Origin of the sequence: Sphingobacterium sp. MYb382 (assembly GCF_037572665.1) — a bacterium.
Taxonomy (GTDB): Bacteria; Bacteroidota; Bacteroidia; order Sphingobacteriales; family Sphingobacteriaceae; genus Sphingobacterium.
This window is the reverse complement of record NZ_JBBGZT010000012.1, coordinates 411,575-436,294: the sequence shown is the minus strand read 5'-3', so window position 1 is coordinate 436,294 and position 24,720 is coordinate 411,575. Positions and strand designations below refer to the sequence as shown.

21 protein-coding genes are annotated in these 24,720 nt (G+C 38.8%); 10 read left to right on the top strand and 11 right to left on the bottom strand.

Annotated elements, in window-relative coordinates:
* Positions 1-164: 164 nt before the first annotated feature.
* Together WH223_RS07000 and WH223_RS06995 are read right to left on the bottom strand one after the other, a co-directional pair.
* Positions 165-1,145 (bottom strand): YihY/virulence factor BrkB family protein, encoded by a 981-nt coding sequence (locus tag WH223_RS07000; RefSeq protein ID WP_340046829.1) that lies wholly within the window; start codon positions 1,143-1,145, stop codon positions 165-167.
* A 4-nt stretch (positions 1,146-1,149) separates the two neighbouring features.
* Positions 1,150-2,910 carry an AMP-dependent synthetase/ligase gene (locus WH223_RS06995; protein WP_340046828.1) on the bottom strand — a complete coding sequence of 587 codons (1,761 nt, stop codon included), beginning with the start codon at positions 2,908-2,910 and terminating at the stop codon, positions 1,150-1,152.
* 268 nt (positions 2,911-3,178) lie between these two features.
* Here WH223_RS06995 and WH223_RS06990 point away from each other — a divergent pair, with 268 nt between their 5' ends.
* Positions 3,179-3,661, top strand: coding sequence for a hypothetical protein (locus WH223_RS06990; RefSeq protein WP_340046827.1), 483 nt, complete (start codon positions 3,179-3,181; stop codon positions 3,659-3,661).
* Between the two features lie 88 nt (positions 3,662-3,749).
* Here WH223_RS06990 and WH223_RS06985 read toward each other — a convergent pair whose 3' ends face one another.
* On the bottom strand, positions 3,750-5,486 hold the full coding sequence (locus tag WH223_RS06985; protein WP_340046826.1) for a M61 family metallopeptidase: 1,737 nt from the start codon (positions 5,484-5,486) through the stop codon (positions 3,750-3,752).
* Between the two features lie 128 nt (positions 5,487-5,614).
* Here WH223_RS06985 and WH223_RS06980 point away from each other — a divergent pair, with 128 nt between their 5' ends.
* Together WH223_RS06980 and WH223_RS06975 are read left to right on the top strand one after the other, a co-directional pair.
* A complete protein-coding gene (locus WH223_RS06980) occupies positions 5,615-6,478 on the top strand; it encodes an N-acetylglucosamine kinase (protein WP_340046825.1) in 864 nt (287 codons plus the stop codon).
* Between the two features lie 15 nt (positions 6,479-6,493).
* A complete protein-coding gene (locus tag WH223_RS06975; RefSeq protein WP_340046824.1) occupies positions 6,494-7,012 on the top strand; it encodes a glutathione peroxidase in 519 nt (172 codons plus the stop codon).
* Between the two features lie 134 nt (positions 7,013-7,146).
* On the opposite strand, the gene WH223_RS06970 is transcribed toward WH223_RS06975, so the two are convergent.
* Complete coding sequence (locus tag WH223_RS06970) at positions 7,147-7,740, bottom strand: thymidine kinase (protein WP_340046823.1); 594 nt, start codon at positions 7,738-7,740, stop codon at positions 7,147-7,149.
* Between the two features lie 176 nt (positions 7,741-7,916).
* Between WH223_RS06970 and WH223_RS06965 the strand changes: the two genes are divergently transcribed.
* Positions 7,917-8,927 (top strand): hypothetical protein, encoded by a 1,011-nt coding sequence (locus tag WH223_RS06965; protein WP_340046822.1) that lies wholly within the window; start codon positions 7,917-7,919, stop codon positions 8,925-8,927.
* An 81-nt stretch (positions 8,928-9,008) separates the two neighbouring features.
* On the opposite strand, the gene WH223_RS06960 is transcribed toward WH223_RS06965, so the two are convergent.
* Complete coding sequence (locus WH223_RS06960; protein WP_340046821.1) at positions 9,009-9,506, bottom strand: hypothetical protein; 498 nt, start codon at positions 9,504-9,506, stop codon at positions 9,009-9,011.
* A gap of 125 nt (positions 9,507-9,631) precedes the next feature.
* On the opposite strand from WH223_RS06960, the gene WH223_RS06955 reads away from it, so the two are divergent.
* Together WH223_RS06955 and WH223_RS06950 are read left to right on the top strand one after the other, a co-directional pair.
* Positions 9,632-9,946, top strand: coding sequence for a YbaB/EbfC family nucleoid-associated protein (locus tag WH223_RS06955; RefSeq protein WP_340046820.1), 315 nt, complete (start codon positions 9,632-9,634; stop codon positions 9,944-9,946).
* Between the two features lie 6 nt (positions 9,947-9,952).
* Positions 9,953-10,636, top strand: a complete 684-nt coding sequence (locus tag WH223_RS06950) for a metal-dependent hydrolase (RefSeq protein WP_340046819.1) — start codon at positions 9,953-9,955, stop codon at positions 10,634-10,636.
* Positions 10,637-10,691: 55 nt separating this feature from the next.
* Here WH223_RS06950 and WH223_RS06945 read toward each other — a convergent pair whose 3' ends face one another.
* Together WH223_RS06945 and WH223_RS06940 are read right to left on the bottom strand one after the other, a co-directional pair.
* Complete coding sequence (locus WH223_RS06945) at positions 10,692-11,552, bottom strand: N-acetylglucosamine kinase (RefSeq protein ID WP_340046818.1); 861 nt, start codon at positions 11,550-11,552, stop codon at positions 10,692-10,694.
* Between the two features lie 239 nt (positions 11,553-11,791).
* Positions 11,792-13,516 (bottom strand): MFS transporter, encoded by a 1,725-nt coding sequence (locus WH223_RS06940; protein WP_340046817.1) that lies wholly within the window; start codon positions 13,514-13,516, stop codon positions 11,792-11,794.
* 353 nt (positions 13,517-13,869) lie between these two features.
* On the opposite strand from WH223_RS06940, the gene rho reads away from it, so the two are divergent.
* Positions 13,870-15,333 (top strand): transcription termination factor Rho, encoded by a 1,464-nt coding sequence (rho, locus tag WH223_RS06935; protein WP_340046816.1) that lies wholly within the window; start codon positions 13,870-13,872, stop codon positions 15,331-15,333.
* Between the two features lie 66 nt (positions 15,334-15,399).
* A complete protein-coding gene (locus WH223_RS06930) occupies positions 15,400-16,077 on the top strand; it encodes a CDP-alcohol phosphatidyltransferase family protein (protein ID WP_340046815.1) in 678 nt (225 codons plus the stop codon).
* Here the strand turns inward: WH223_RS06930 and WH223_RS06925 are convergent.
* Both WH223_RS06925 and folK read right to left on the bottom strand, forming a co-directional pair.
* Complete coding sequence (locus tag WH223_RS06925) at positions 16,070-16,426, bottom strand: Hpt domain-containing protein (RefSeq protein WP_340046814.1); 357 nt, start codon at positions 16,424-16,426, stop codon at positions 16,070-16,072. The genes WH223_RS06930 and WH223_RS06925 overlap by 8 nt on opposite strands.
* A 1-nt stretch (position 16,427) precedes the next feature.
* Entirely contained in the window at positions 16,428-16,913 is a 486-nt protein-coding gene (folK, locus tag WH223_RS06920) for a 2-amino-4-hydroxy-6-hydroxymethyldihydropteridine diphosphokinase (RefSeq protein ID WP_340046813.1), read from the bottom strand.
* 86 nt (positions 16,914-16,999) lie between these two features.
* Here folK and sppA point away from each other — a divergent pair, with 86 nt between their 5' ends.
* Positions 17,000-18,769 (top strand): signal peptide peptidase SppA, encoded by a 1,770-nt coding sequence (sppA, locus tag WH223_RS06915; RefSeq protein WP_340046812.1) that lies wholly within the window; start codon positions 17,000-17,002, stop codon positions 18,767-18,769.
* A gap of 86 nt (positions 18,770-18,855) precedes the next feature.
* Positions 18,856-20,046, top strand: a complete 1,191-nt coding sequence (locus WH223_RS06910; RefSeq protein WP_340046811.1) for a phosphoglycerate kinase — start codon at positions 18,856-18,858, stop codon at positions 20,044-20,046.
* Between the two features lie 60 nt (positions 20,047-20,106).
* Here the strand turns inward: WH223_RS06910 and WH223_RS06905 are convergent, their stop codons facing one another.
* On the bottom strand, positions 20,107-21,279 hold the full coding sequence (locus tag WH223_RS06905) for a DEAD/DEAH box helicase (protein ID WP_340046810.1): 1,173 nt from the start codon (positions 21,277-21,279) through the stop codon (positions 20,107-20,109).
* On the bottom strand, positions 21,279-24,098 hold the full coding sequence (locus tag WH223_RS06900; RefSeq protein WP_340046809.1) for a hypothetical protein: 2,820 nt from the start codon (positions 24,096-24,098) through the stop codon (positions 21,279-21,281). Before WH223_RS06900 ends, WH223_RS06905 begins: the two co-directional genes overlap by 1 nt.
* Between the last annotated feature and the right edge of the window lie 622 nt (positions 24,099-24,720).

The window sequence follows — 24,720 nt, the reverse complement described above, 5'->3', positions numbered from 1 at the left end:
ATTGTAAAACTAAGTACATAAAATAAGGTCCTTTCGTGTTTGCGAAAGGACCTTATTTATGATAGTATATTTATGTTTCTTAGCGTTCTTATTGATGACTATGCATGGTGTTTATTACACCGCTATTTCCGAATAGTTCTCTGAAATAAAAGATAACACATAGCCTATGATGAAGGCTGATCTACGTTCTTTACTTCCGGAATTAAATCCTCATCAATCTCTGTTTCTACTTGTTTAAGCATAACAGCATAGGATGCCGGACGGATGCCTTTGCCATAAGCAATAGCATAATGCTTCGTGAACTCAGCACCAAAATAGAGGATTGCAGAGGCGTAGTAAACAAAACCAAGAAGAATGATGACCGACCCCGCCGCACCGTAGGAGCTTGCCGTAGCATTGTTACTCAAATAGTAGGCGATTAAGTTTTTACCCAGTTGAAATAAAAGCGACGTAAATAAAGCACCCCAGAAGATATCTCTAAAAGATACCTTAGCATCCGGTAAAAAGGCGAAAATCAACCCAAAAAGGAAAGTAATCACCACGAAGGTAACAACGGAATTTACCAAGCTAATTAACTCCATGTCGAAATGTGCTACATACTGACCAAAGTAGTTCATAACAACAGCAATGATACTGCTTAGCAGGAGAGAGGTCGTCAGTAGAAAGCCTAAACCGATAATCATGGAAAAGGAAAGTAATCTGTCAATAATCAATTTAACCCATCCTTTTTTAGGCTTCGCTTTTACGCGCCAAATTTCATTAATAGAATTCTGGATATCGATAAAAATAGTCGTCGAGGAGAATATCAAAATACCAATACCCACATAGACGGCAATACTATTTTTATTTTCAAAAGATATTTTGGCAATGGCACTATCGAGCATCGTGGTTATGTCAGCACCAAATAGCTCGGTGAGCTCCCCTAATATTTCATCGCGCGCACCGGTTGGACTATTTAACTGATTGCCATAAAAGAAACCTAGTGCCCAAATAAGAATTAGGAGCAATGGGCCAATAGAAAAAACAGTATAATAGGCCAAAGAGGCGCTTTTCTTTAAACACTTGTCATCGAGAAAATCTGAAAAAGCACGATAGATGACAAGGCCGAATTTTTTCAGCTTTAACTTAATTGTTTCAAGGGTCATACGTTTACTCTGCGTAAATTTTATTAATTATTTCTGCGGTTTTTTGAAGAATAACTTTCCGTTTAAGGCTTAGTTTCGGCGTAAGTTCCCCATTATCAATAGACCATTCTTTGGTGAGTAGTTCAAATTTTTTCACCTTCTCCCATTGTCCAAAATCGGTATTTAAACGATCTATCTCTCGTTGATATTTCTCCAGTACTTCAGGGTTTTTAACAACCTGCTCTCTGGAATCAAATGGAATACCTTTATGGTTACACCATTTTTCTAAAACATCATAAGCAGGAATAATGAGTGCGGCAGGGAAGCGTTGGTTTTCACCAATAACCATAATCTGCCCAATAAAGGTGGACTCCATGAATTTATTCTCCAATACCTGCGGAGCTACATACTTGCCGCCGGCAGTTTTGAACATCTCTTTCTTACGGTCGGTAATTTTTAAGAAACCGTCAGGCGTAATCAGCCCGATATCCCCCGTATGGAAAAAGCCTTCTGCATCACGAGCTTCACGCGTTGCTTCTTCATTTTTATAGTAGCCAGGGCTTATACTAGGTCCTTTAACAAGGATCTCACCATCTTCAGCAATCTTGACCTCTAAGTTTTTTAATACGCGACCTACAGTGCCAAATTTAACATCCGTATCGACATGTGAGTTTACGGCAATAACCGGAGAAGTCTCCGTCAAGCCATAGCCTTCCAATACTTTGATGTTAGCAGCCCAAAAAACTCTAGACAAACGCTCTTGAAGAGCAGCACCTCCAGAGACAATCAATTCTATATTGCCTCCTAATGCCGTTTTCCATTTAGAAAATATTAATGCGCGCGCAATACCTAGTTTTAAATTGTAAAAGAAGCCATTAACGGGTGGTTCTTGAAATTGATGACCAAGATCTAAAGCCCAGAAGAATAATGCTTTTTTGATGCCTGTCAATGTTTTTCCTTTTTCAACAACTTTGTCGTACACTTTCTCTAATACGCGAGGTACCGTTGTAAATACCTGCGGTTTTACTTCGTTAATATCAGCAACAATATTGTCTAAGTCTTCAGCATAATGAATCTCTATGCCTTTAGAAAGATAGAGGTAGACGACCATGCGTTCAAATATATGACATAGCGGCAAAAAGCTTAATGCTTTACTTATACCTGCAGGTACCAAGTTCTCACAAGCTTCGACATTACTTAAAATATTACGATGTGTTAAGAAAACACCTTTAGGTTTTCCTGTAGTACCCGAAGTGTAGATTAAAGTGAGAAGATCGTCACTATGTACTCCTTCTTTATAACTTGTAAGGTCTATATCTAGTTTCTCCCCCTCCTTTACGAGCTCTTGGTAGTTTTTTAAGCCAGCAACATCGTCAAAGGTATATACGTCCAATTCCAGCTGATGCTCTTGGATAGCCATGTTGAGCTTGCTTGATAAGTCCGTATTACTAACAAATGCCAATCGGGCTTCTGCGTCACTAACAATATAGGATAAATCTTGGGCTGACAAGGTAGGATAGAGGGGGACGATAGCGACACCTATTTGGTTACAGGCGAAGTCGATGAAGTTCCATTCTGGGCGATTGCCCGACATTAACGCTATTTTATCCCCTTTTTTAAAACCTCTGTTCAGAAGTGACTTGCTAATATTGTTGATGATATGCGTAAACTCAGCGGTTGAATAAGATATCCATTTTCCGTTTCGTTTTCCTGCCACCATAGAGGATTTTGCATATATATCGTTATTTCGATCAACGATATCAAATAATCTGCTTAATGTGTTCATACGCTCAAACATTATCGGTTTATAAAAGCACTACTTCACTAATATAACAAAATTACTCCATAATATAAGGCAGCGAATTTTGTTTCGTTAAAATGACGGTTAGATTGTTTTTTGTCTTTATTGGAGTCAGAAGTTGTTCATTACGTTTAAATTAAGGGTAACTGTTGTTTTGTGGGAAAAATAAATGTACGGGTTTACATAACAGAATTTAACTTTTTGACGTTAGAATAAAGTATTACCTTTGAAAATTACAAATAGTACCGTATTCATGAGAAAAACAAACTGGATCCTTTTAACAATAGGCATTATTTTTTTGACTTTTAACCAGGCCTCAGCACAGCTGACAAGCCAGCATGCCGTGGGTGGACGCTTCGGTAGCGCCACAGGTTTTAACTACCGCTATACTTTAGCCGAAGATCGCGCGATTGAAGGTATTTTAAGTATACAAAGCAACTCTTCCTCTAGACGTTTCCGTATGGTTGGACTTTATCAATACCATAAACCGCTGACTCCTGAGTTTAGCTGGTACTATGGTTTTGGAGGTAGTATTGGTAGCTTCAAATATAAGGATGTTAAGAATGGCTCTTCAGAATTGGCATTGAGTGTCGACGGTGTTATCGGATTAGAGTACAACGTGCCTAATGCTCCTTTAGCGATATCATTGGACTTAAAACCTTATTTTGACTTTATTCAGAGTAGCACCTTGAAGCTTATTGATCCTTTCGGACTAAGCATTCGTTATAAATTTTAATTCCCTTCGTGGAATGAAAAGGAGCGAATTCATTTGAATTCGCTCCTTTTTTATGCTTTGTTGATTCTGAATTTCTTGTTTCAAATCGTTATTGCGTAGCTAGCCATAATTTTCCTAGTTCGCGTTCCGCAGCACTTGCTGCTGGATTCTCCTTAATAACAAATATCTTCTTAGAGCTTCTACGCAATGGTGTAGGAATAGTTTTTAATAGGCCATCACGTGCAATAAGCAAGTCGATGATATCATTCTCTTGGCTTGTTTCGTGGATGTATTCCAACTCCTTACCTGCGGCATCAACACGGATACCGTTGAGCGCAATAATTTCATCGTCTACAGAAAGGCCTGCATCCCAAGCCGCCGAATTTCTTTCAATTTGCTTAATTAAAAGTCGACCATCGTTTGTGCTGGTTTTTATGCCAAAGGAAAGCTCATGATGCTGTGCATTTTGGTCAATGAGCTGATAGCCAACGCGACCGAAATAATCGTTGTAATCCAACTCCAAGTCGTGATGTGCAGCATAGAAGATTTCACCAAGGTTAACCCCCGAAACCTGCTCTGCAAGCTCTTGAAACTCATCCTCCTCAAAACCACGGTTTTTGTCTACGTAAAAATGCTGATATGCAGCCTTCAATACGGCATCTAGACGCTTAGCGCCTTTGGTCTCACTAATAATTTTCAAATCAATAGCTGCCGCCAACATCGCTCCTTTATTGTAATAGGAGATACTCGTATTAACGGAGTTCTCATCAGGACGGTATTGCTTGATCCATGTATCAAAACTAGCGAGTGCCGCAGATTGAATTTTGTAACCCTGTCTATTATAAACGGTATTGAAGTCAATAGCCAATTGGTTTAAATACTCTTCTTCCGAAAAGAAACCACATCTACGTACAATTAAATTGTCGTAGTACGCTGTAAAACCTTCCATAATCCAAAGACCTGTTGTATAATTTTCGGCACTATAATCAAAAGGACCAAGTGCCGTTGGGCGTAATCTTTTTACATTCCATAAGTGGAAATATTCATGCGCCACTAGGCTTAAGAAATTTTTGTAAGCGCTAGGATGCGCATAGCTATTGCGGCTTGCTGCCAGTACCGTAGAATTTAGGTGCTCTAAACCACCAAAACCCGACTGGTAGTTATGCGTAATAAAGACATAGTTTTTATTCGGGTTCTCACCCCAAATTTCTGTTTCTACCTCAACAATCTTGGTAATGTCTTTACTCAGTCGCTCCTGGCTGTAGTTTGCTGTTCCAACCATCGCAAATTCATGTGGAATGCCTGCAGCCTCGAAGTGCCATACATCTTGATTACCAATCTCTAAAGGAGCATCAAATAGGATGTCAAAATCAGCCGCATAAAAGGTGTGCGCTTGATTTTCTACAGTAGGTAGACCCGTTGATATCTTTGACCAGGATGCAGGTAGTAAAACCGCTATAGTAGAAGGTAGATGTAAATAGTTGTCAGGATATAAAAAAGTACCCGCAGGGCTGATAAAAGCATGATCACCGTCGATGAAGTTGGTACGTACCGATACTTCAAAGCCGTAGACACTGTATTTAACTTTTACAGGTTTTCCTTGGTGCTGAATGCGCCACGTGTCTTTAGCAACCTTCGTGCAGGGGATATGTTCCTCATCAGCATAGGCAGATACACGTTCTACATGGCGTGCATATTCACGCACCAAATAAGAGCCGGGCGTCCACACAGGCATCTTCAGATCAATAAAATCTTGATCGAAGCCCTGGAGGCTCATTTCAACTTCGACATAATGCGCTTGGGGCTCCACAAAGGATAGGGTAAAGTGTATCGTAGGGTTTGACATGCATATAAGTTTAATATCCAACACAAAGCTAACCTTAATAAGGCGTACATCAAATTGTTATGGACGATGAAGTGAAAATTTTCATCAAAATGATTATCTTTGATAATAGAATAATCCCTGTAAATTGTATGATTTTAGTAGCTGATAGTGGTTCTTCAAACTCGGATTGGAGGCTTAATTTGCCTGATAGCAAACCTTTAGCCTTCAGGACGAAGGGTTTAAATCCGTTTTTTGTTAACGAAAAGGAGATTGCGAAGGTGATGAAGGAAGTCCCTGAAATTTTACCTTATGCGCGTGAGATACAAGAAGTATATTTCTTCGGTGCTGGCTGCATTACGCCCGACCGACGAGAGATTGTGTCCAACGCCTTGAGTGAGATTTTTCCAACAGCTTTTGTGTCTGTAGAATGTGATCTTTTAGGCTGCGCTTATTCCACTTTCGGAAATGATAAAGGCTATATATGTACGATAGGTACAGGATCTGATATCGGCTTCTATGATGGTGAGTTTCTACGTCCTAGCTTGCATGGTATCGGTTATGTGCTGGGCGATGAAGGTTCTGGGTCTTGGTTTGGTAAGCAGTTGATTACAAGTTATCTTTATGATAAAATGCCGAAAGACTTATCGAAAAAGTTCGCCGAAAAATATAAACTGAATAAAGATATTGTCATTAAGAATATCTACCAACGAGATCGCCCCAACTCTTACCTAGCTTCCTTTGCTGATTTCCTGAGCGAAAATCTTTTACACCCCTATATTGATAATTTGTTGCGTAATGGCTTTGATGAATTTGTACGTACCAATATTATGACGAATGTGGATTATTGGGATTACAAAGTTAATTTTGTAGGTAGCATAGCGTATCATTTTGATTTGCAGTTGCGCGAAGTTTGCGAAGTCCATGGAATAAAAATCGGTACCATACTGAAAAGTCCAGTGGATGAGTTATTTGATTTCGTTGTAGAGAGAGAAACAAAAGTATTACATCAATAAAAATAAGTATCAGTTATGACAATAATAAGCACCATCATGTTGTGGGCCGCTATGCTTAGCGCACCTACTTCAATCTACGACTTTAGCTTCACGTCTATCGATGGGCAGAAAGTCCAGCTTTCTCAGTTTAAAGGAAAGTATGTATTACTGGTAAACACAGCCTCGAAATGTGGATTCACTGTACAGTATAAGGAGTTGCAGGAATTACAAAATCAGTATGGCGATAAATTAGTCGTTATTGGCTTTCCGGCTAATAATTTCGGTTCACAAGAGCCAGGTTCAAACGAAGAAATCTTAGGGTTTTGTGAGAAAAATTATGGCGTAACCTTTTTACTTTCCGAAAAAATCGACGTGAAAGGTAATGAGATTGATCCTTTATTTAAGTATTTAACGACAGCATCGAATCCAGATTTTACAGGTGATATCAATTGGAACTTTGAGAAGTTCTTGATTGGTAAAGATGGTAAGTTAATTCACCGTTACCGTTCGAAAGTAACACCTTTAGATGCTTCGATCACTTCAGCGATTAAATAATAGCGCTGAAAGGCTGAATAACAAAAATGGACCTCCAGTTGGGGGTCCATTTTTTATTTATGTTTATAAACTAATTTTGTTATAACAAAGCTACGTTAATAGCTGTTGTAAGCCAATCTTTTTAGATTAAGTTATTATGAATTATTTGTTTCCTGAAGGTTATAGTAGCAGCTTCTGCAACGTGGTTCATAGCTGTCTTTTTCCCCCAACAGTACACGTTCTTCACTAGAAGCTATGCGGTAGGAGTAGGTTGCTGGAGCACCACATTGTACACATACGGCGTGCACCTTGGTTACATGTTCGGCGATAGCCATCAAAGCCGGAATCGGGCCAAATGGCTGCCCTTTGAAATCCATATCTAGACCCGCAACAATGACGCGAACACCACGGTTTGCTAGCTGCACACATACATTAGGAAGTTCATCATCAAAAAATTGAGCTTCATCAATGCCAACGACTTTGGTTTCAGCACTTAAAAGTAAGATAGCCGATGAATGTGCTATAGGTGTGGAAGGTATGCTATTACTATCATGAGAAACAACGGCTTGCTCATCATAACGAACATCAATAGCCGGTTTAAATATCTCTACAGGAAGCTTCGCAAATTGTGCTCTTTTCATCCGACGGATGAGCTCTTCGGTTTTGCCCGAAAACATAGAGCCACAGATAACTTCAATGCTTCCTATATTGGTGTTTTTCTTAATAAAATTGTGTTCTGAGAATAACATGCACCTAGTCCTTAATACCTATAAATAGTCGGGAAATCTTCCCCTCAAATCGCACTAATATCAGAATTATATCTTAAATTTGAGGGAAAGAAATACAGGCTTAGTCAGAACCTAGTAGCAATCAGTTGATTTTGTTTTTCTATACATGCGAACATCAACATAAATCAAGTAGAACAATGGCGTACAATAAGATAGAAGTTTTCTCGAAAATAGGAGATCTCTTAGTGGAGATTAATGACAGTTATGCAGCTTTGTCTGAAGATTTGTTAGCACAAAAGACGACAGATTTGATATTGTTGGAAGCAAAGGCACGTTATTTAACGGCTCATATTGAAGTATTGCAACGTTTGGCGGATTTAGATAAACCCGTACAAAAGGTAGATACTTCCTTTGTAAATAGTGATAAACCTACGGTTGAAACTCCCTTAACGACTTCGTTAGAACACGAAGAAGAAGAAAAAACAACAGCAGCGGAAGTTGTAGCTACAAATCCTATCTCTTATGTAGCTCCAGAGTTCTTTGCACCGATAGAAGAAGAAGAGGAGTCAATCATCGCTGAAGAAGAGGTTGTCGTACCTGCTGAAGCTCCGGTTGAAATTCCTGCTGAAGCTCCAATTGCAGCCGAGTTTGTTGCTACTCCAGTTGTGGGACAGGTTGAAGAAGCTCCTGTAGAAGATAAGGTCTTTGCAGAACCTATACCTGTTGAGCAACCTGTTGTGGTGCAGAAAACGGTTATTGAAGAGCCTAAAGAAGTATGGGTAGAAACACCAGCACCTGTTGTCGAGGAAGTTAAACCTGCCGAGTCTATTGCTCCGACACCAATTGTAGAGCCTGTTGCTGTGGCTCAGGAAGCTCCTGCGCGCCCATTAACATTAAATGAAATTCTGCAACAGCAGAAGAAGGCGCAAGCCGCAGGTGGTGCTCCTATGACTGGTACAGCTACGCCAGAGCGTCTAGTAGACCTACGTAGTGCAATAAGTCTGAATGATAAACTTTTATTTATTAAGGATTTATTTAATGGTTACTCGTTGGCGTACAGTGAGGCTGTTGAGTTGTTAAATCGTTATGGAACATTCGCAGAAGCGGATACCTTTTTGCAAACAAACTATGCATTAAAGAATAATTGGACGGATAAACCACAAACTGTAGAGAAGCTTTACGCGATTTTACGTAAGAAGTATATGTAAGTATATCCGTTGAAAGGATCTTTATAAAAAGGGCAAATAAATACTATTTATTTGCCCTTTTTATATATGCGGATTTTGCAATTAAGCCATATCAAATTTTATCCAGTCGTGGTCTTGTCTGCCAAAAACAAAATATTTTGGTTGAACGATTTCTGCACAGATTTCTATATCAGCAAGGAAATCAGCGGTCGATTGTCCAAAATTAGACTTTTGAATAATGTAGAGCTGGTTGTTTTGTAATGCTGTACTTCTGCTTAATAAACTATCTTCCAACAAAGCTGTAATCTCTCCGTATAAAGACTCGTTATCCTGTACAATACAAATAATAGAAGGATTGTCCGTTTTATCGGCAAGCAATAGGGCACCAGCAATATGACTGATATCTTTAATTTGCTCGTTATAAACAGGCTCAAATTCATTCTCCTGACTCAAGATTAGTAGGGTAGGGCGTGCCTCCTCCGGAATGAACTTTAGCTTGTGAATTAGGATGTTAACTTCTTCATCGAGCTGTTCAGCAACCTCTGGATTCGCCTGTTGTTCGGTATGTAATAATTGTGTGTAGAAGTTTAGTTCGTGCATGCAAAGCTATTTTTAAGAAAGCAAATTTAACGAAGCTAATGCTAAGAACCTAATTCATGCGTTTTAAATACAAAAGGTCTTAGGTAGATTTTGTAAATTGCGTTATAAATATCAAATTTTAGGTTATGTTCGATAAATTGTTTCAAGCACAGCAAAAGGCTGATGAAGTAAAAAAACGTTTAGATAGTATTTCCGTTTTCGGCGAAGCCGAAGGTGGGAAGATTAAAGTCGTTGCTTCTGCGAATAAGGAAGTAAAAGAGATTGTTCTCGATCCTGAATTTGTTAGTAGTGTCGATAGAGAGGAATTAGAAGAGCTTTTAGTCGTTGCTGTCAATAAAGCATTGGCGCAAGCTGAAAATGTAAGTCAGTCCGAAATGCAAGCGGTATCGCAGGATCTGCTTGGTGGAATGGGCGGTTTAGGTAATTTGTTTAATAAATAGGTATTTATGAAAGTAACATATTATGGTCAATCCTGTGTGGAGTTTGACTTCAATGGAACAAAGGTTCTTATCGATCCATTTATTCGTTACAACCCTTTAGCGCAAGCTGTGGATGTTACATCTTTACGTCCTGATTATATTTTCTTGAGCCACGCCCATGGTGACCATGTGGCCGATATGCAAGAAATTCAAAAGAACTCAGGAGCGACGGTTGCCGCTATCGTGGAAACGGCAGCGTGGGTGCGTAAACAAGGTGTTGAGGCGGATAAGGTAATCGAATTCAACTTTGGTGGTACCTTAGACCTTCCTTTCGGTAAAGTAAAGATGGTGTATGCATTGCACACGAGTAGCACACCAGAAGGCGAGTATGCCGGTGTACCTGTCGGCTATGTTTTCTTTGTAGGCGACAAGCGTATCTATGTGGCAGGCGATACAGGATTGACGATGGAGATGAAGCTATTGGAAGATTTACAGCTTGATTGGGCTTTATTACCAATTGGTGGTCACTACACCATGGACGTAGACGATGCTATCAAAGCAGCTCAATTTGTGAATTGTAAACAGGTAATTGGTGTTCATTACAACACGTTTCCACCAATTGCAATAGATACTGCGGTAGCGCGTGATAAATTTGCAAATAAAGGATTGACACTTCACCTTCCTGAGGTTGGAGAGACAATCAGCCTCTAAAGTAAAAAAGGTCTTTGGGATATCCCAAAGACCTTTTCTCTTCGTTTTCTACAAACTATTTATTTTTTGCAGCTCTACTGATATGGAATTGTACCAAATCATCAATAGGCGAGCGTAAGATTTTACCAACCTTCATGCCGTATTGTGTAGCTTTCTCCTCTAATACATTTCTGAAGTTGTAACCTACAGAACCGATACAGTTGAATGTGTATGCTTGGAAGTCAGGGTACTGACTAACTAAGTTTTTGAAGAATGCTTCGAAAGCATCATCAACAATTTTACGCGTATACTGAATGTTTACGTTGTTGTCGTACACAAATTTACTGAAGCTAGCACAGAATCTGTTTGCTAAAGGTTTTGTGTAAACATTGTCCATGATTTCATCCGGAGTTAACTTGTAGGTGTTGAAGAATGCTTCAGCAACATCTGCAGGCATCAAGCCACGGATAAAGTCAGTTAATAGTTTTTTACCAATAAAAGATCCACTTCCTTCATCACCAAGGATATAAGCTGCAGAATCAATATTGTGTGTAATCTCTTGTCCATCGTAAATACAAGAGTTTGTCCCCGTTCCTAAAATAGCTGCAAAACCGGATTGATCACCGAGTAGTGCGCGAGCAGCAGCCAATAGGTCATGACCTACTTCTACCTGTGCTGTAGGAAACACTTTGCTTAAAGCTGTTTCTACAATTTTCGCTTTCTCCCCATTGTGAACACCTGCTCCGTAATAGTTTACTTCGGTAATTTTTTCAAAGGGTAAATCTTGTGGTAATCCTTTTTTTAGGGATTGAACAATGTAATCGCTATCCACAAAGTAAGGATTGTAACCTTCAGTGTTGAAATAAATTTTTTTATTCGAATCATCTAACAAACACCAGTTTGTTTTAGTTGACCCTCCGTCCGCAATGATAATCATTATTGATTGGTTTTTATGGTGTTATTTGTATAATTTATTTGTTAATCAATTGTGAAATTGTCCGACCGAAAATACATTTAAAAGTTTAAAAACAATAATTAAAAACTTTTAAATATGCTGTATTCTTGTTTTTGAGGAGGCCTGAAACAAGAAAAAGCGCCTTTACAATACTGTAAAGGCGCTTTTGAGCTTAATATTTTTTTAACACTACTTAGTGTATTTTGTACAATAACGATTAATTAGTGTGCTCCTTCAGATTCAATCTGATCGATATCAATACCTTGTTTCTTCAAGAATCCACGTACGATAATCGCGAAAAATACAATGTAAGCGAATCCAAAAAGAGGAAGGATATACGAATTGTGAATACCAATGATATCCGCCAATTTACCTTGTAATGGAGGTAAAATACCACCACCCAAGATCATCATTACTAAGAATGCTGAACCTTGCTCTGTGTATTTTCCTAAACCAACAATAGCTAAACTGAAAATTGATCCCCACATGATTGAACATGCTAAACCACCTGTTAAGAACGCGTAGATAGCTACCATACCTGAAGATAATAAACCTACAAGCATTGCTGTTAAGCCTAAAATACCGAAAACAATAAGCGTTCTTGCTGGTTTATCTTTACTAATGAAGAAAGAGAAAATCTGAACACCCACACAGATAATAAAGAATAAAAGGTGGCTCATGTCAAAACCTGCAAGGCTATTTACACCTATAATAATAGAGAAGGCAACAACAGGAACGATAACAAGTAATATTTTCTTAGCTGTTGTTCCAAATTGGAATGCTGAAATCGCACCAGCCCAACGGCCAATCATCATACCACCCCAGTATAAGGATACATAAGGTGTGATTTCTGAAGATTGTAAACCACCAAAGCTATCTAAAGTAAGAAGCTCTCCAAGGTTACTACCAATAGCTACTTCAATACCTACATAGATGAATAAGGCTAACATACCTAATACTAATTGAGGGTATTTCATCGCACCCCAGCCTTCAGGTTGTTTAGATGCTTTACGGTATGCGAAAAGTAAACCGAAAACTACCGTCAATAACGCACCAACTAATAAAGCCATACGCTTTAACTCTAGTGGGTGTGCTAATCCTTGAATTTGATCTTTTACCTGTGCAATAGCTTGTGGATCTGTTAGGCTTTTTAATTGCTCTTTCAACGATTCAATAGCTAGTGCAGCATCGCTCTTATAGCTTAAGAATACAGGGATAAACATAACAAATAGAAGAATCGTTATAACGATTAACGTCTTTTTAGCTTTGTTTGCAGGCTCCATCTTCTCATTGTTGATACCAGCAGGCACTTTCTTCGAGAAGAAGAATAATCCAGCAGCTAAGACAAAAAGTAAACCTACAATAGTATATAGGTATACAACCTTATTTAAAGGAAGGTTTGCAATCTCACTATCGGAGATAGGCTCAAAGCTACCAAACAAAGCAAAACCAATAACTAATGGGCCAATTGTTGTACCAAAGGAGTTGATGGCACCACCTAAGTTAACGCGTGAAGCTCCAGTTTTTGGATCTCCCAATAATACAGCAAATGGGTTGGCTGCTGTTTGTTGTAAGGAGAAACCTAAGGCTACAATAAAAAGACCTATTAACATACCTATATATACGTTAACTTCTACAGCAACAATCATGGCTGTCGCTCCAAGTGCGGAGAATAGCAAACCATAGACGATACTTCTTTTATATCCCCACTTTCCAACTAGATCCTGTCCGCTGATCGTACTGAAAATAAACAGTAATAATGCTCCCAAATAGTAAGCGCTGTAGTAAGCGAAATCGATAAGTTGGGATTGAAATTGATCGAGGTGGAAATAATTTTTACAGAAAGGGATAAATACACTATTGCCGGCTGCAATAAATCCCCAGAAAAAGAATACAACTATCAGGGTGTATAGGGCAGGATAGTTCGTGGGCTGTGTTTGTTTCATAACAAGATTAAAACGTTTTAGTTTGAAAAATAAACATACGAATTTTATTACAAAACAAATAAAAAAAATGAAATCGTCAATCTTCTAAAACAAATATTCATAATTTACGTTATGAATATAAACTTAAATGTTTACATCCGTATAAAAAAAAATGACATTTTTTCTTTGAATTTACAATTGTTATATTATTTTTGTGGCGATTCTCAAATTTATCCTTAGACCTTTGGTGTACATCAGTACCTTGAAGTAAACCTTAGTCTTTGTCTTAGCCTCATTGAATTATTTGTTTGCTAAAGAAATTTTGGATGAATTCAAAAAAGCAATAAAATCCTATATCTCATAATAACAAGTTAATGGATATTAATGAATTAAATACCAAGCTCGTGTCAGAGTTACGCGAGATTGCGAAAGTATTAGGCATCACTGATGTTGAAAAGCTTCGCAAACAAGAATTAATTGACCAAATTTCTGTGATAGCCAAACAAGCTCAATCAACAGGAGAGGTCGAAGCAGAAGAAAAACCAGAAGCAGAACGTACAAGAAAACGTGTGCGAACGGTTAAAACAGAGCCTGTTACGCCGATAAAGCGTAGTGAGACACAAACTGAACTCGCTATCGAGGATGCTCCAGCTCCAACTCCGCAAGCTGCTCCCGAAGCTCCAAAAGTAGAAACTACCGCCGCTCCTGTTCTTCCAACTGATTTTGATAATGTTATTGTAAATGAAGGTGTCCTAGAGATTATGCCTGATGGCTATGGTTTCTTACGCTCTTCGGATTATAATTATTTAACATCCCCGGATGATATCTACGTATCTCAGTCTCAGATTAAGCTTTTTGGTTTAAAAACTGGTGATAACGTAAGAGGTTGTATTCGTCCGCCGAAAGAAGGTGAGAAATATTTCCCTTTAGTTCGCGTGGAAGCTATCAATGGTCAAAACCCAGCAGAAATACGTGATCGCGTACCTTTCGATTATTTGACTCCTTTGTTTCCTACAGAGAAGTTAAACTTGAACTTAGGTACGAGTAACCATTCTACACGTATTATGGATTTGTTTACACCTATTGGTAAAGGACAGCGTGGTTTAATCGTAGCACAACCAAAGACAGGTAAAACAAATCTGTTGAAAGAGGTTGCTAATGCTATCGCTAAAAACCACCCTGAAGTTTATTTGATTATCTTATTAATCGATGAGCGTCCAGAAGAGGTAACAGATATGGCAAGAAGCGTACGTGCAGAGGTGGTATCTTCTACATTTGATGAGCCAGCAGATCGCCACGTGAAGATTGCCAATATCGTATTGGAAAAAGCAAAACGTATGGTAGAGTGTGGTCACGATGTTGTTATCTTATTAGATTCAATCACGCGTTTGGCTCGTGCTTACAATACAGTAGCTCCTGCTTCCGGTAAAATCTTATCTGGTGGTGTGGATGCAAATGCATTGCATAAACCTAAGCGTTTCTTCGGAGCGGCACGTAATATCGAGAACGGTGGTTCATTGACGATTTTAGCGACAGCTTTGACAGATACAGGTTCTAAAATGGATGAGGTTATCTTCGAAGAGTTCAAAGGAACAGGTAACATGGAGTTACAATTGGATCGTAAATTGGCGAACAAACGTGTATTCCCTGCTATTGACCTTACAGCTTCGAGTACACGTCGTGATGACCTATTGGTTGACAAAGATACCCTACAACGTATGTGGGTGTTGCGTAACCACTTAGCGGATATGAACTCCAATGAAGCAATGGAGTTTTTGTTAACACAGATGCGTGGTAGCAAGTCCAATGAAGAGTTTCTGATTAGTATGAATGGTTAATACCATTATTATTTAATAATTTTAAGCCATCTTTTGCACGTCAAAAGGTGGCTTTATTATATACGAATGAAAAAACATATTCCTAATACACTGACCTGTCTGAATTTATTCAGTGGCTGCATTGGTGTTTTATTTGCTTTGAAAGGCGAATATTTAAATGTCTTTTATTGTGTGCTCGCTTCTGGCGTTTTTGATTTTTTTGATGGCATGGTAGCGCGCGCTTTACATGTGAAATCTATAATTGGTAAAGAGCTGGATTCGCTAGCTGATATGGTTAGTTTTGGTTTTCTACCAGGCGTGGTTATGTATACCCTGTTGCAGCAGGCAACGGATGTTACTTATCTTCCTTACTTGGCTTTTCTTATTCCTGTGTTTTCGGCACTTCGCTTGGCTAAGTTCAATATTGACGAACGTCAAACGACCGATTTCATCGGAGTGAATACGCCAATGAATACCTTTTTTATTATCTCTTTACCTTTTATTGCTGAAACTTATCCTGACATCATTTTGCAAACACCTGTTTTGCTAGTGATTACCGTAGTAACGAGCTTGTTGCTCGTTTCCGAAATTAAATTGTTCAGCATGAAGTTATCTTCTCTCGCATGGGTGGATAACAAATACAAGTATCTATTCTTAGTATTGAGTGTGTTGTTATTGGTTTTGTTGAAGTTTATAGCACTACCTTTAATACTACTTGCTTATATTCTATTTTCTTTTTTACACTTTTCACAAGAAGCTAAATAGAGGATAGGTATTGGTTGATTTCTTCCATTAGAAGCTCGTATTCGTGTTCTAAAATATTAAACTTGAGGATTATGCTAGCCATGTCCTCTTTGTTTTTTCCGGCATATTCTAATTCTTGGAATTTGGCGTGTAGGGAGGAGGCTCCTATATATCCAAGGGTTGGTTTTACGTGGTGTGCTTTATTGGCTATTTCTTTATGATCGGCAGATTCAACAGCTTTTCGAAGGTCTTCAAAATCTATAGGTATCTGTGTTTGGTATAAAGAAAGAAACTGTTTGACGATAGCCAAATTATTCATAAGGTTCGCCGATATTGCTTCCGGGTTGATGATTTTGTATGTGCTGTTCATTTTAAGCTGGGTGAATAGTGACTTGTAAAGGGTCTATGCAAGATAAGAATAATTGTTGGTTGGTTTTTTTTAGTTTAGGATGAATGTATTCCGCCGCGATTTCATTCAACGGGAGAAGCACAAATTTTCGGTCTTGTAGTAAAGGATGTGGTATAGATAGACGCTCGTCTTCATAGACAACATCATTATAATAGAGTATATCAATATCAATAAGGCGGGCTCCCCACTTGGTGAGTCGCACTCTTCCGAGTTTATTTTCAATATTTTGTGTCGCCTCTAATGTTTCTAGCGGACTTAGTGCTGTAGCTACCGCTAAAGCCTGGTTAAGAAATGCCGGTTGGTCGGTTACTCCCCAAGCCTCGGATTGATAAACCTGTGAAATGGAAAGTATAGCGCCTACCTGTTCTTCAATATGCCGTACGGCCTTTGCCAATTGTTGAACAGGATCGCCTAGGTTTGCTCCTAAAAGTAAAAAAACCGTGTTCATAACTTAAAAATTGTAAAGCATATTCATAAATTTTTCGAATAGTTCAAAAGAAAGGTTTAATTTAGAATATTCAAAATATTCAAGCTATGAAATCGTTTTTTAAATACGTTTTGGCTACAGTTACTGGTATTATCGTGGTTGTGGTCTTATTATTCTTTGTGTTGATTGGTATTGTTACCAGTACCGTGAGCCAAATGGGGTCCAGTAAAGAGGTCAGTGTGCCTAGTAACTCGGTCTTATATGTCTCTTTAAATCACGAAATCCCTGAACGGACAAGTCCAAATCCATGGGAAGGGCTTGATTTACCTGGTTATAGTAGCTTGAAATCGCTTGGTCTTAATGATATTGTGGCGCGTATCGCTGCCGCGAAAGATGATAGCCGTATTAAAGGTATTTATCTTAACCCTTCATCGGTCAATGTGGGGATGTCTACCTTAAAGGAAATTCGCGATGCTCTTGTAGATTTTAAGAAATCAGGAAAGTTTATTATCGCTTACAGCGATGTATATACGCAAAAAGGGTATTATTTGGCTGCTGTAGCAGATGAAATTTATTTAAACCCTGAAGGTTCTTTAGATTTTAAAGGTCTTTCTTCTTCGGTTACTTTTATGAAAGAAGCGCTTGATAAATTGGGCGTAGAGATGCAGGTCGTTAAAGTTGGTACTTACAAATCGGCAGTTGAGCCTTTTATTTTAAATGAAATGAGCCCGGCCAACCGTGCACAGATGACTTCCTATATAAATAGCTTGTACGATTCATTCTTGGCGAATATTTCGGAAAGCCGTAAAATTTCCGTGGATTCACTACGTTTGGTTGCTGACCAATACTTAATTCGTAATGCTTCTGATGCTGTACGTTTACATTTTGTCGATAAAGCAGTTTATAAAGATGAATTATTGACCTTACTGAAAAAACGTTTAACAGTAGAGGAGAAGAAAGATGTACCTACAGTTTCTTTGCTTGATTATAATGCTGTTTCTCCGAAAGAATCTGCTCCAAATCGTATTGCGGTGCTTTATGCTTCCGGAAATATTGTGGATGGTGAAGGTTCCTCAGAAGATATTGGCGGTGAGAAATTCTCACGTGAGTTGCGTAAGTTACGTCGTGATGATCGTATAAAAGCAGTCGTTTTGCGTGTTAATTCTCCAGGTGGATCCGCTTTAGCGTCTGATATTATTGCACGTGAGGTGGAGTTAACGAAAAAAGTGAAGCCTGTTATTGTTTCTATGGGTGATTACGCTGCCTCTGGTGGTTACTATATTTCTGCGTTAGCAGATTCTATTTTTGCGGATAAAGAAACGTTGACTGGTTCTATCGGTGTTTTTGGTTTGATTCCAAATGTTAAAGGGTTGCTGAACAATAAATTAGGAATCCATGTGGATGAAGTGAAAACAGGTAAATTCGCTAATTTAATGTCTTCTATCGACCGTCCGCTTACAGAAGAAGAGCGTGCTATCATCCAGTCTGAGGTAAACCGTGTGTATAACACGTTCACAGGTAAAGTTGCTGCAGGCCGTAAAATGACTGTTGCTCAGGTGGATAGTATTGGTCAAGGACGTGTGTGGACAGGTCAGCAGGCTTTGCAGAATGGACTTGTTGACCGTGTTGGTAGTTTGCAGGATGCTATCGCGGCAGCAGCTAAAAAAGCAAAAGTTAGCGATAATTATATGTTGGTATCTTATCCAGCAGTGAAAGATCCTTTTGCTTCTATTTTGAGCTCATCGAAAGAGAAAATTAAAATGTGGATGTTCCAAGATGAGTTAGGTGCATATAGAAGTTATATCAACCCGTTAAAAGATTTAGTAAAAACTTCCGGTGTACAAGCACGTATACCTTATCTATTAGAAATACGATAAAAACGAAAATGATAGTTCTGAATTAGACAATTTTTTATATTTTTAATCCCGTTACGACGCTCAACTTAAATACGTATAAATAAACTATGAAAACAATTGATGATGTAAACTTCTCCGGAAAGAAAGCCTTAGTCCGTGTTGATTTTAATGTGCCTTTCGATGAGAATTTTAACATAACAGACGATAACCGTATCCAAGGTGCTACGCCAACTATCAAAAAAATCTTAAAAGATGGTGGTGCTGTGATCTTGATGTCTCACCTAGGTAGACCAAAAGACGGACCTACAGATAAGTATTCGCTAAAACATATTGTGAAGCATTTATCTACTGTATTAGGTGTAGATGTTCAGTTTGCATCAGACTGTATCGGTGCTGAAGCGGCAGAAAAAGCAGCTTCTTTACAAGCAGGACAGGTGTTGTTGTTAGAAAACTTACGTTTCTATAAAGAAGAAGAAAAAGGTGATGTTGCTTTTGCTGAGAAATTGGCTCAGTATGGTGATGTATACGTTAATGACGCATTTGGTACGGCTCACCGTGCACATGCTTCAACGTCTATTATTGCACAATTCTTCCCGAACAATAAATTTGCAGGTTACTTGATGGCAGCAGAAATTAATAATGCTGAGAAAATCATGAACAACCCGGAGCGTCCATTTACGGCAATCATGGGTGGAGCAAAAGTATCTGATAAAATTGAGCTAATCGAGGCTTTATTAGACAAAGTTGATAATTTGATTATCGGTGGTGGTATGGCATATACCTTTGTTAAGGCTCGTGGTGGTGAGATTGGTAAGTCTTTAGTTGAGTTAGATAAATTAGATCTTGCTAATACTTTAGTTAAAAAAGCAGAAGAAAAAGGTGTTAATTTGGTATTGCCAACTGACGCACAAATTGCAGATAAATTCGCTAACGATGCTACCGTTTATAATGGTGCTAACGATACAATTCCTGCTGATTTAGAGGGATTGGATATTGGTGAAGCTTCAGGTGTGCATTTTGCTGAGGTTATTTTAGCATCTAACACATTGTTATGGAATGGCCCAATGGGTGTTTTCGAATTTGATACTTTTGAAAAAGGAACACGCGCAGTAGCAAATGCTGTAGTAGCAGCAACAGAGCGTGGTGCTTTCTCTTTAATCGGTGGTGGTGATTCTGCTGCGGCGGTTTCTAAATTCGGAATGACAGAGCATGTTAGTTACGTAAGTACTGGGGGTGGTGCTTTGTTAGAATATATGGAAGGTAAAGCCTTACCAGGTGTTAAAGCATTGAACGACTAAGCTACATCTTGTAGTAGATAAAAACCCTTATTCTCTTTTTGAGGATAAGGGTTTTTCCTTTTAACGTCTTTTTTTCTTGGGCTTATTGCTGCTTGTTTGCATCTTTTGCCAGCTCAACGGGTAGGGATGCTGATCATAAACAGGAATGCTTTTCTTCAAGTCAATTTGCAATTGAATCAGTTTATTATTGTCTTCGCCATCACAAAAGGTGAAAGCTGTTCCTGCTTGTCGTCTTCCTGTTCTACCAATACGGTGCAAGTATGTCGCTGTATTATCTGGTATTTCATAATTGATGATAGCCGGTAAATTAGGGATGTCAATCCCTCGTGTTGCCACATCTGTTGCTACCAATACTGGATATTCCTGCGCTCTGAAACCACGGACAATTTCCTCTCTGCTGGCCTGACTTTTATCCGCATAAAGCCCTTTGGCTACGATATTTTTCGTTTCTAGATTCTTAACAATACGGTCAACAGCATGTGTTGTGCGTGTGAAAATAAGCACTTGGTTCAGCGTAAAGGTTTCCAAGAGGTAGGCTATAAGGTCCTTTTTGTCGTTCTTATCGACAAAAAGTAGCTGCTCTGTAATCAGGTTTTTGTCCTCTTCAATTCTAATTTCGCGCATACCCTTAAGCTGCTTTTTTGCTAACTTTTCAATCTCTGGAGCTAATGTCGCAGATACAAAAATGCGCTGTGCATCTGTAGCAAGTAAGCCTAACAGCTGATGTATATCTTGCTGAAAGCCTAGCTCGAGCATCTGATCTACTTCGTCGACAACGACAGCTTCAATCTCACTTAAATCTATAAAGCCTTGCTGGTGTAAGTCTAATAATCTACCTGGCGTAGCAACTATAAATGCAGGGTTATTTGCTAATTCTTGCTGTTGTTGTGCATAGGTAATGCCTCCATAAATGGCCATTGATTTTACAGATAATGGCTCAGTAAGTCTCTCGATACGCTGGTTTGTTTGTATCGCTAGCTCTCGAGTAGGGCTCAGGATAAGCACTTTTTTTGTGCTTGAATCCGTATTGTTTAACTGGGCAAGTAGGAGCGGAATGACAAAAGCCTCTGTTTTTCCAGATCCAGTAGGGGCTATGGCCAGTATGTTTTCGCCGGTTTCTATAGCAGGAATAAGCTCCATCTGTATAGCTGTGGCTGTTGTATAACCTGCTTTATGTAGTGATTGCAGGAGTATAGGATGTTTAATAAAGTCTTGAAAATTCAATGTATTCACTAATATGTATAACTTAATGTAAAGGTAGGGACTATTTTTTGAGAAGCGGTAACATCATTTATGTAGGAAAAACGTGTGCCTACATTTATATAAGGTAGCGGATAACGGAAAACATGAAAATCTGCCGATAAACCAATACCCATACTTTTTGGTGCCGCATCTTTATGAATGTTTTGAAAGTCCGAAAATAGCAATGCTTGTAGTCTTTTTACATATACTATAGATAGTACATCCCAGTCGGGATAGCTGAAAGGAAAGCGGTAGTTGAACATTACTGTATTATCTACCTTCGGAGAATTGAAATGTCCCCATCCGCTGACCATCGGAATATCATTGCTGTACTGATAGCGTCCGCTAGATTTTTGTGCTGCTGCGCGCAATTGTATGCTATGGTTGGTTAATAGTCCTGGAAAGTAAAAATTACTGCGTGCAGATAGGATTTCACCTTGCAGTCTATGTTCAAATGGTAAATGTCTATACGTAATACTTAAGTTTTGCCCCCAACGTGGGTATAGGTCCATGCTACTTTTGCGGTCGTTTTGATTCCAATAGGCTTGGTAGGTCAATGGAAATGCAATTTCATCATTGAAATTCTGTAATGGAATGCTTACCGCATATCTTTTTGTATACGAAGTACCGAAGTTGAAACCATAACTATACACCCTTTGTTGTCTATAAATTGAAAAAGGAATAGACATTTCTAGGGTTGTGTAGTGCTCTCTATAGTCAAACATTATGTTTTTTTCGGGCTGTGCACTGTTGGATGCAGTACCTACTTGTCCTCTATTTTGGTATTTTATAGTAAAAATAGGGTAGTATTTACGGTAAGAAAGCTCCGCTGAATAGATGCTTTTACGGATATCTGTGTCGTATTCATAGCCCAATTTCACTTGTGTTGTGTTTAAAAGATCATTGGATAACCAGAATATTCCTGGTGTATAATTGTCGAAACTCTCGAAATCATTGCTACTAATTGATAAGCTATGGAAGTTGATAAGGTGCTTTGCAGCGTTATATTTACTTACGGTAAAGTCGGGTGTAAGGGCATTTGCTGTGTCTAATGGGATAATATTTTGTGCTGTTTTCGCAATATAATAGCTGCGTTGTATGCTGTCTTTCGGCTGTGTGATTTCGCTGTTTTGTTGTGCAAGCTTATAGCCATTGTATTTATAATCGTTGAAAATAAGGCTCCCATCGGGTGTGATATACGGGTTGAAAGCACCAAATTCAGCATTCGTCAGTCGGCTAATACTATCTTTTTTTCCGCTATCCAGCCGGTATATATTGTCTATACCTTCATGATTTGCTTTGTAAACGATTGCGTTTTCCTGGTAAAAAGGACGCTCTAGTTGTTGGTTTTCGGCGGCCAATTTAGTGCTGAAGGTACCTTTAGTGAAGTCATATTCTAGGAGGGATGTACCCGATTTAGTAACACCGATTAGGATAATCTTGTCACCTTTAGCGTTGTATTTCGGTTGCTGCAGGTGGGTGTTTTTAGGTGCTGGTATACTATCTAAGTGTTGTCCGCTGTCGCCGTCGATGACTAAAATTCGACAACTGTTGTCTGCTAATACTTCAATCAGGGCGGCCTCATTTTTGGTCGGATGCCAAGTTGGTGCGTAGTATTTACTGTTCTTAGAAAGGGTTTTTGAACGTCCAGTTTTGAGGTCGAAAGTGTTAATCACGCTATAGCTTCTTTTGCTAAATCGAGCATCTTTACGGTACTCATCCCAGATGATTTGATGACCACGAAGGTGGTAGTGTGGGTTGATTTGGAGTCCTGTTTTTACGACCTTTTTCTCTATTCCTTGGTTGTCGATTTGTACAATTTGAGGGATGATTTGGGGTGATGACTTTAGTACATACAGGTGCCCTTTCTCATCCTGTTGAGGTAACAAAAAGTCGCTAGGGTAGGGGCTAGTCTTTGTGATTATTGGCGTTGAGCTTAGGTCTTTTTTAGGTCTTTCGCTACTCCATTTTTGGGCCAGCTCTTGGATAGTTTCCTTGTAAAGTTGTGTCGAATTTAAACCGGAAACTCCTTCAAGGGCGCGTTGAAAATTGTAAGGACGTAGCAGTTTGTTGTGCATGTTTTCCTGAATTTTCTCATGGCTTTCGAGACCGAAATGGTTCGTCATATAGGTGCTCATCAGGTAGCCGATGGTGTAGTAGGAGGGTACATTATCGCGAAAAGAACCGAGTACATATTTGCTGAATGTATAGTTTTTCCCTTGTGCTAGATTGGCGCGAACAGGCATTTCCCAAGATGGTAATCGGCCTCTTCCTCCCGCACTATAGAGTGTTTCTGTCTGTACCGCGTCGCCCTCAAAATACCAAGCTGGAAGGTTTAACCCATACAACGCTAAAGCTAGTTGTTCGAAAAGTGGACCTCTTATTCTGCCTGTCAGTTTGTCAAACTGTGCAACGTGACGCATCTCGTGGAGAGCCGTATTTGCTAACCACTCTTGGTTGTCGGGGGTAGAGGAGGGGATAGGATAGATCTCTGATTTGCGAGGTGCGAGCTGCACATATCCGTTTTGAAGTACATGATTTCCTTGAAGGATAAGGGTGATTTTCTTGCTTCGTAGCTGTAGGTTCTTGTTGTTATTCTGAATGAAGTGATCTAGTTCCTTAGCGAGTCTTTGTGCTGCTGGTTCAAAGTCTTTAGGGAATAGAAGTTGAAAATTAGCGCTGTTTATGCTTCGCCATTTTTCGGAATAATGAGCCTGTTCATTGTCGAAAATTTGAGCGAAAGATTTATTTGTATTATAAAGTAAGCTGGTAGATATCAGTATTTTGATAAACAGTTGTTTATGTCTCATATTTAGGTTGTATTATGCTTAATACTAAATATTTTAGTTAAAAATGGTTTGTTTTTGTAAACTGTTTGTTTATTTTGTTGTTGTTAATTGTTTGTTTTGTAAGTATTTGAGTTTGTTTTTGAGATTGCATTATTTTTGTGTTTTTTTTGTTTTTATACCATTTGTTTCGGACCTATTTGTATCCTTTAATGGTCTGACCAAGATAAGAGAAAATAATGTAAAATAGCTCCTTTTAAACGCTGTTTATTTTGTGGTGATAGCCTACCTGTTACTTCTCGTAGCACTGTCGTGATGACCTTGTTTTTTTCTACGTTCCATCTTTTGCGGGGACAGCGCATCTCCTCGTTTAAGAGGAGACGTGAAGGTCTCTCCTTGTCTGGAACTTTTAAAAATGAAAGGATAATTTTTGTTGCTCATGCTTGGCCGAATGTTTCAAAGATGAGGGTTTGCTTATGGCTGTCATTTTGGCTATTTTTGTAGTTGGTAGAATTCAATTTTAAGACTATACAGGTCTATTTCATGCGGGGTGTGATTCCAAAAAAAAGCGCAATTATTTGTAAAAAATAAACGACTTTTGCTGCAAATAGATTTTTACTTATGTAGGATTTACGTTAAATACGTG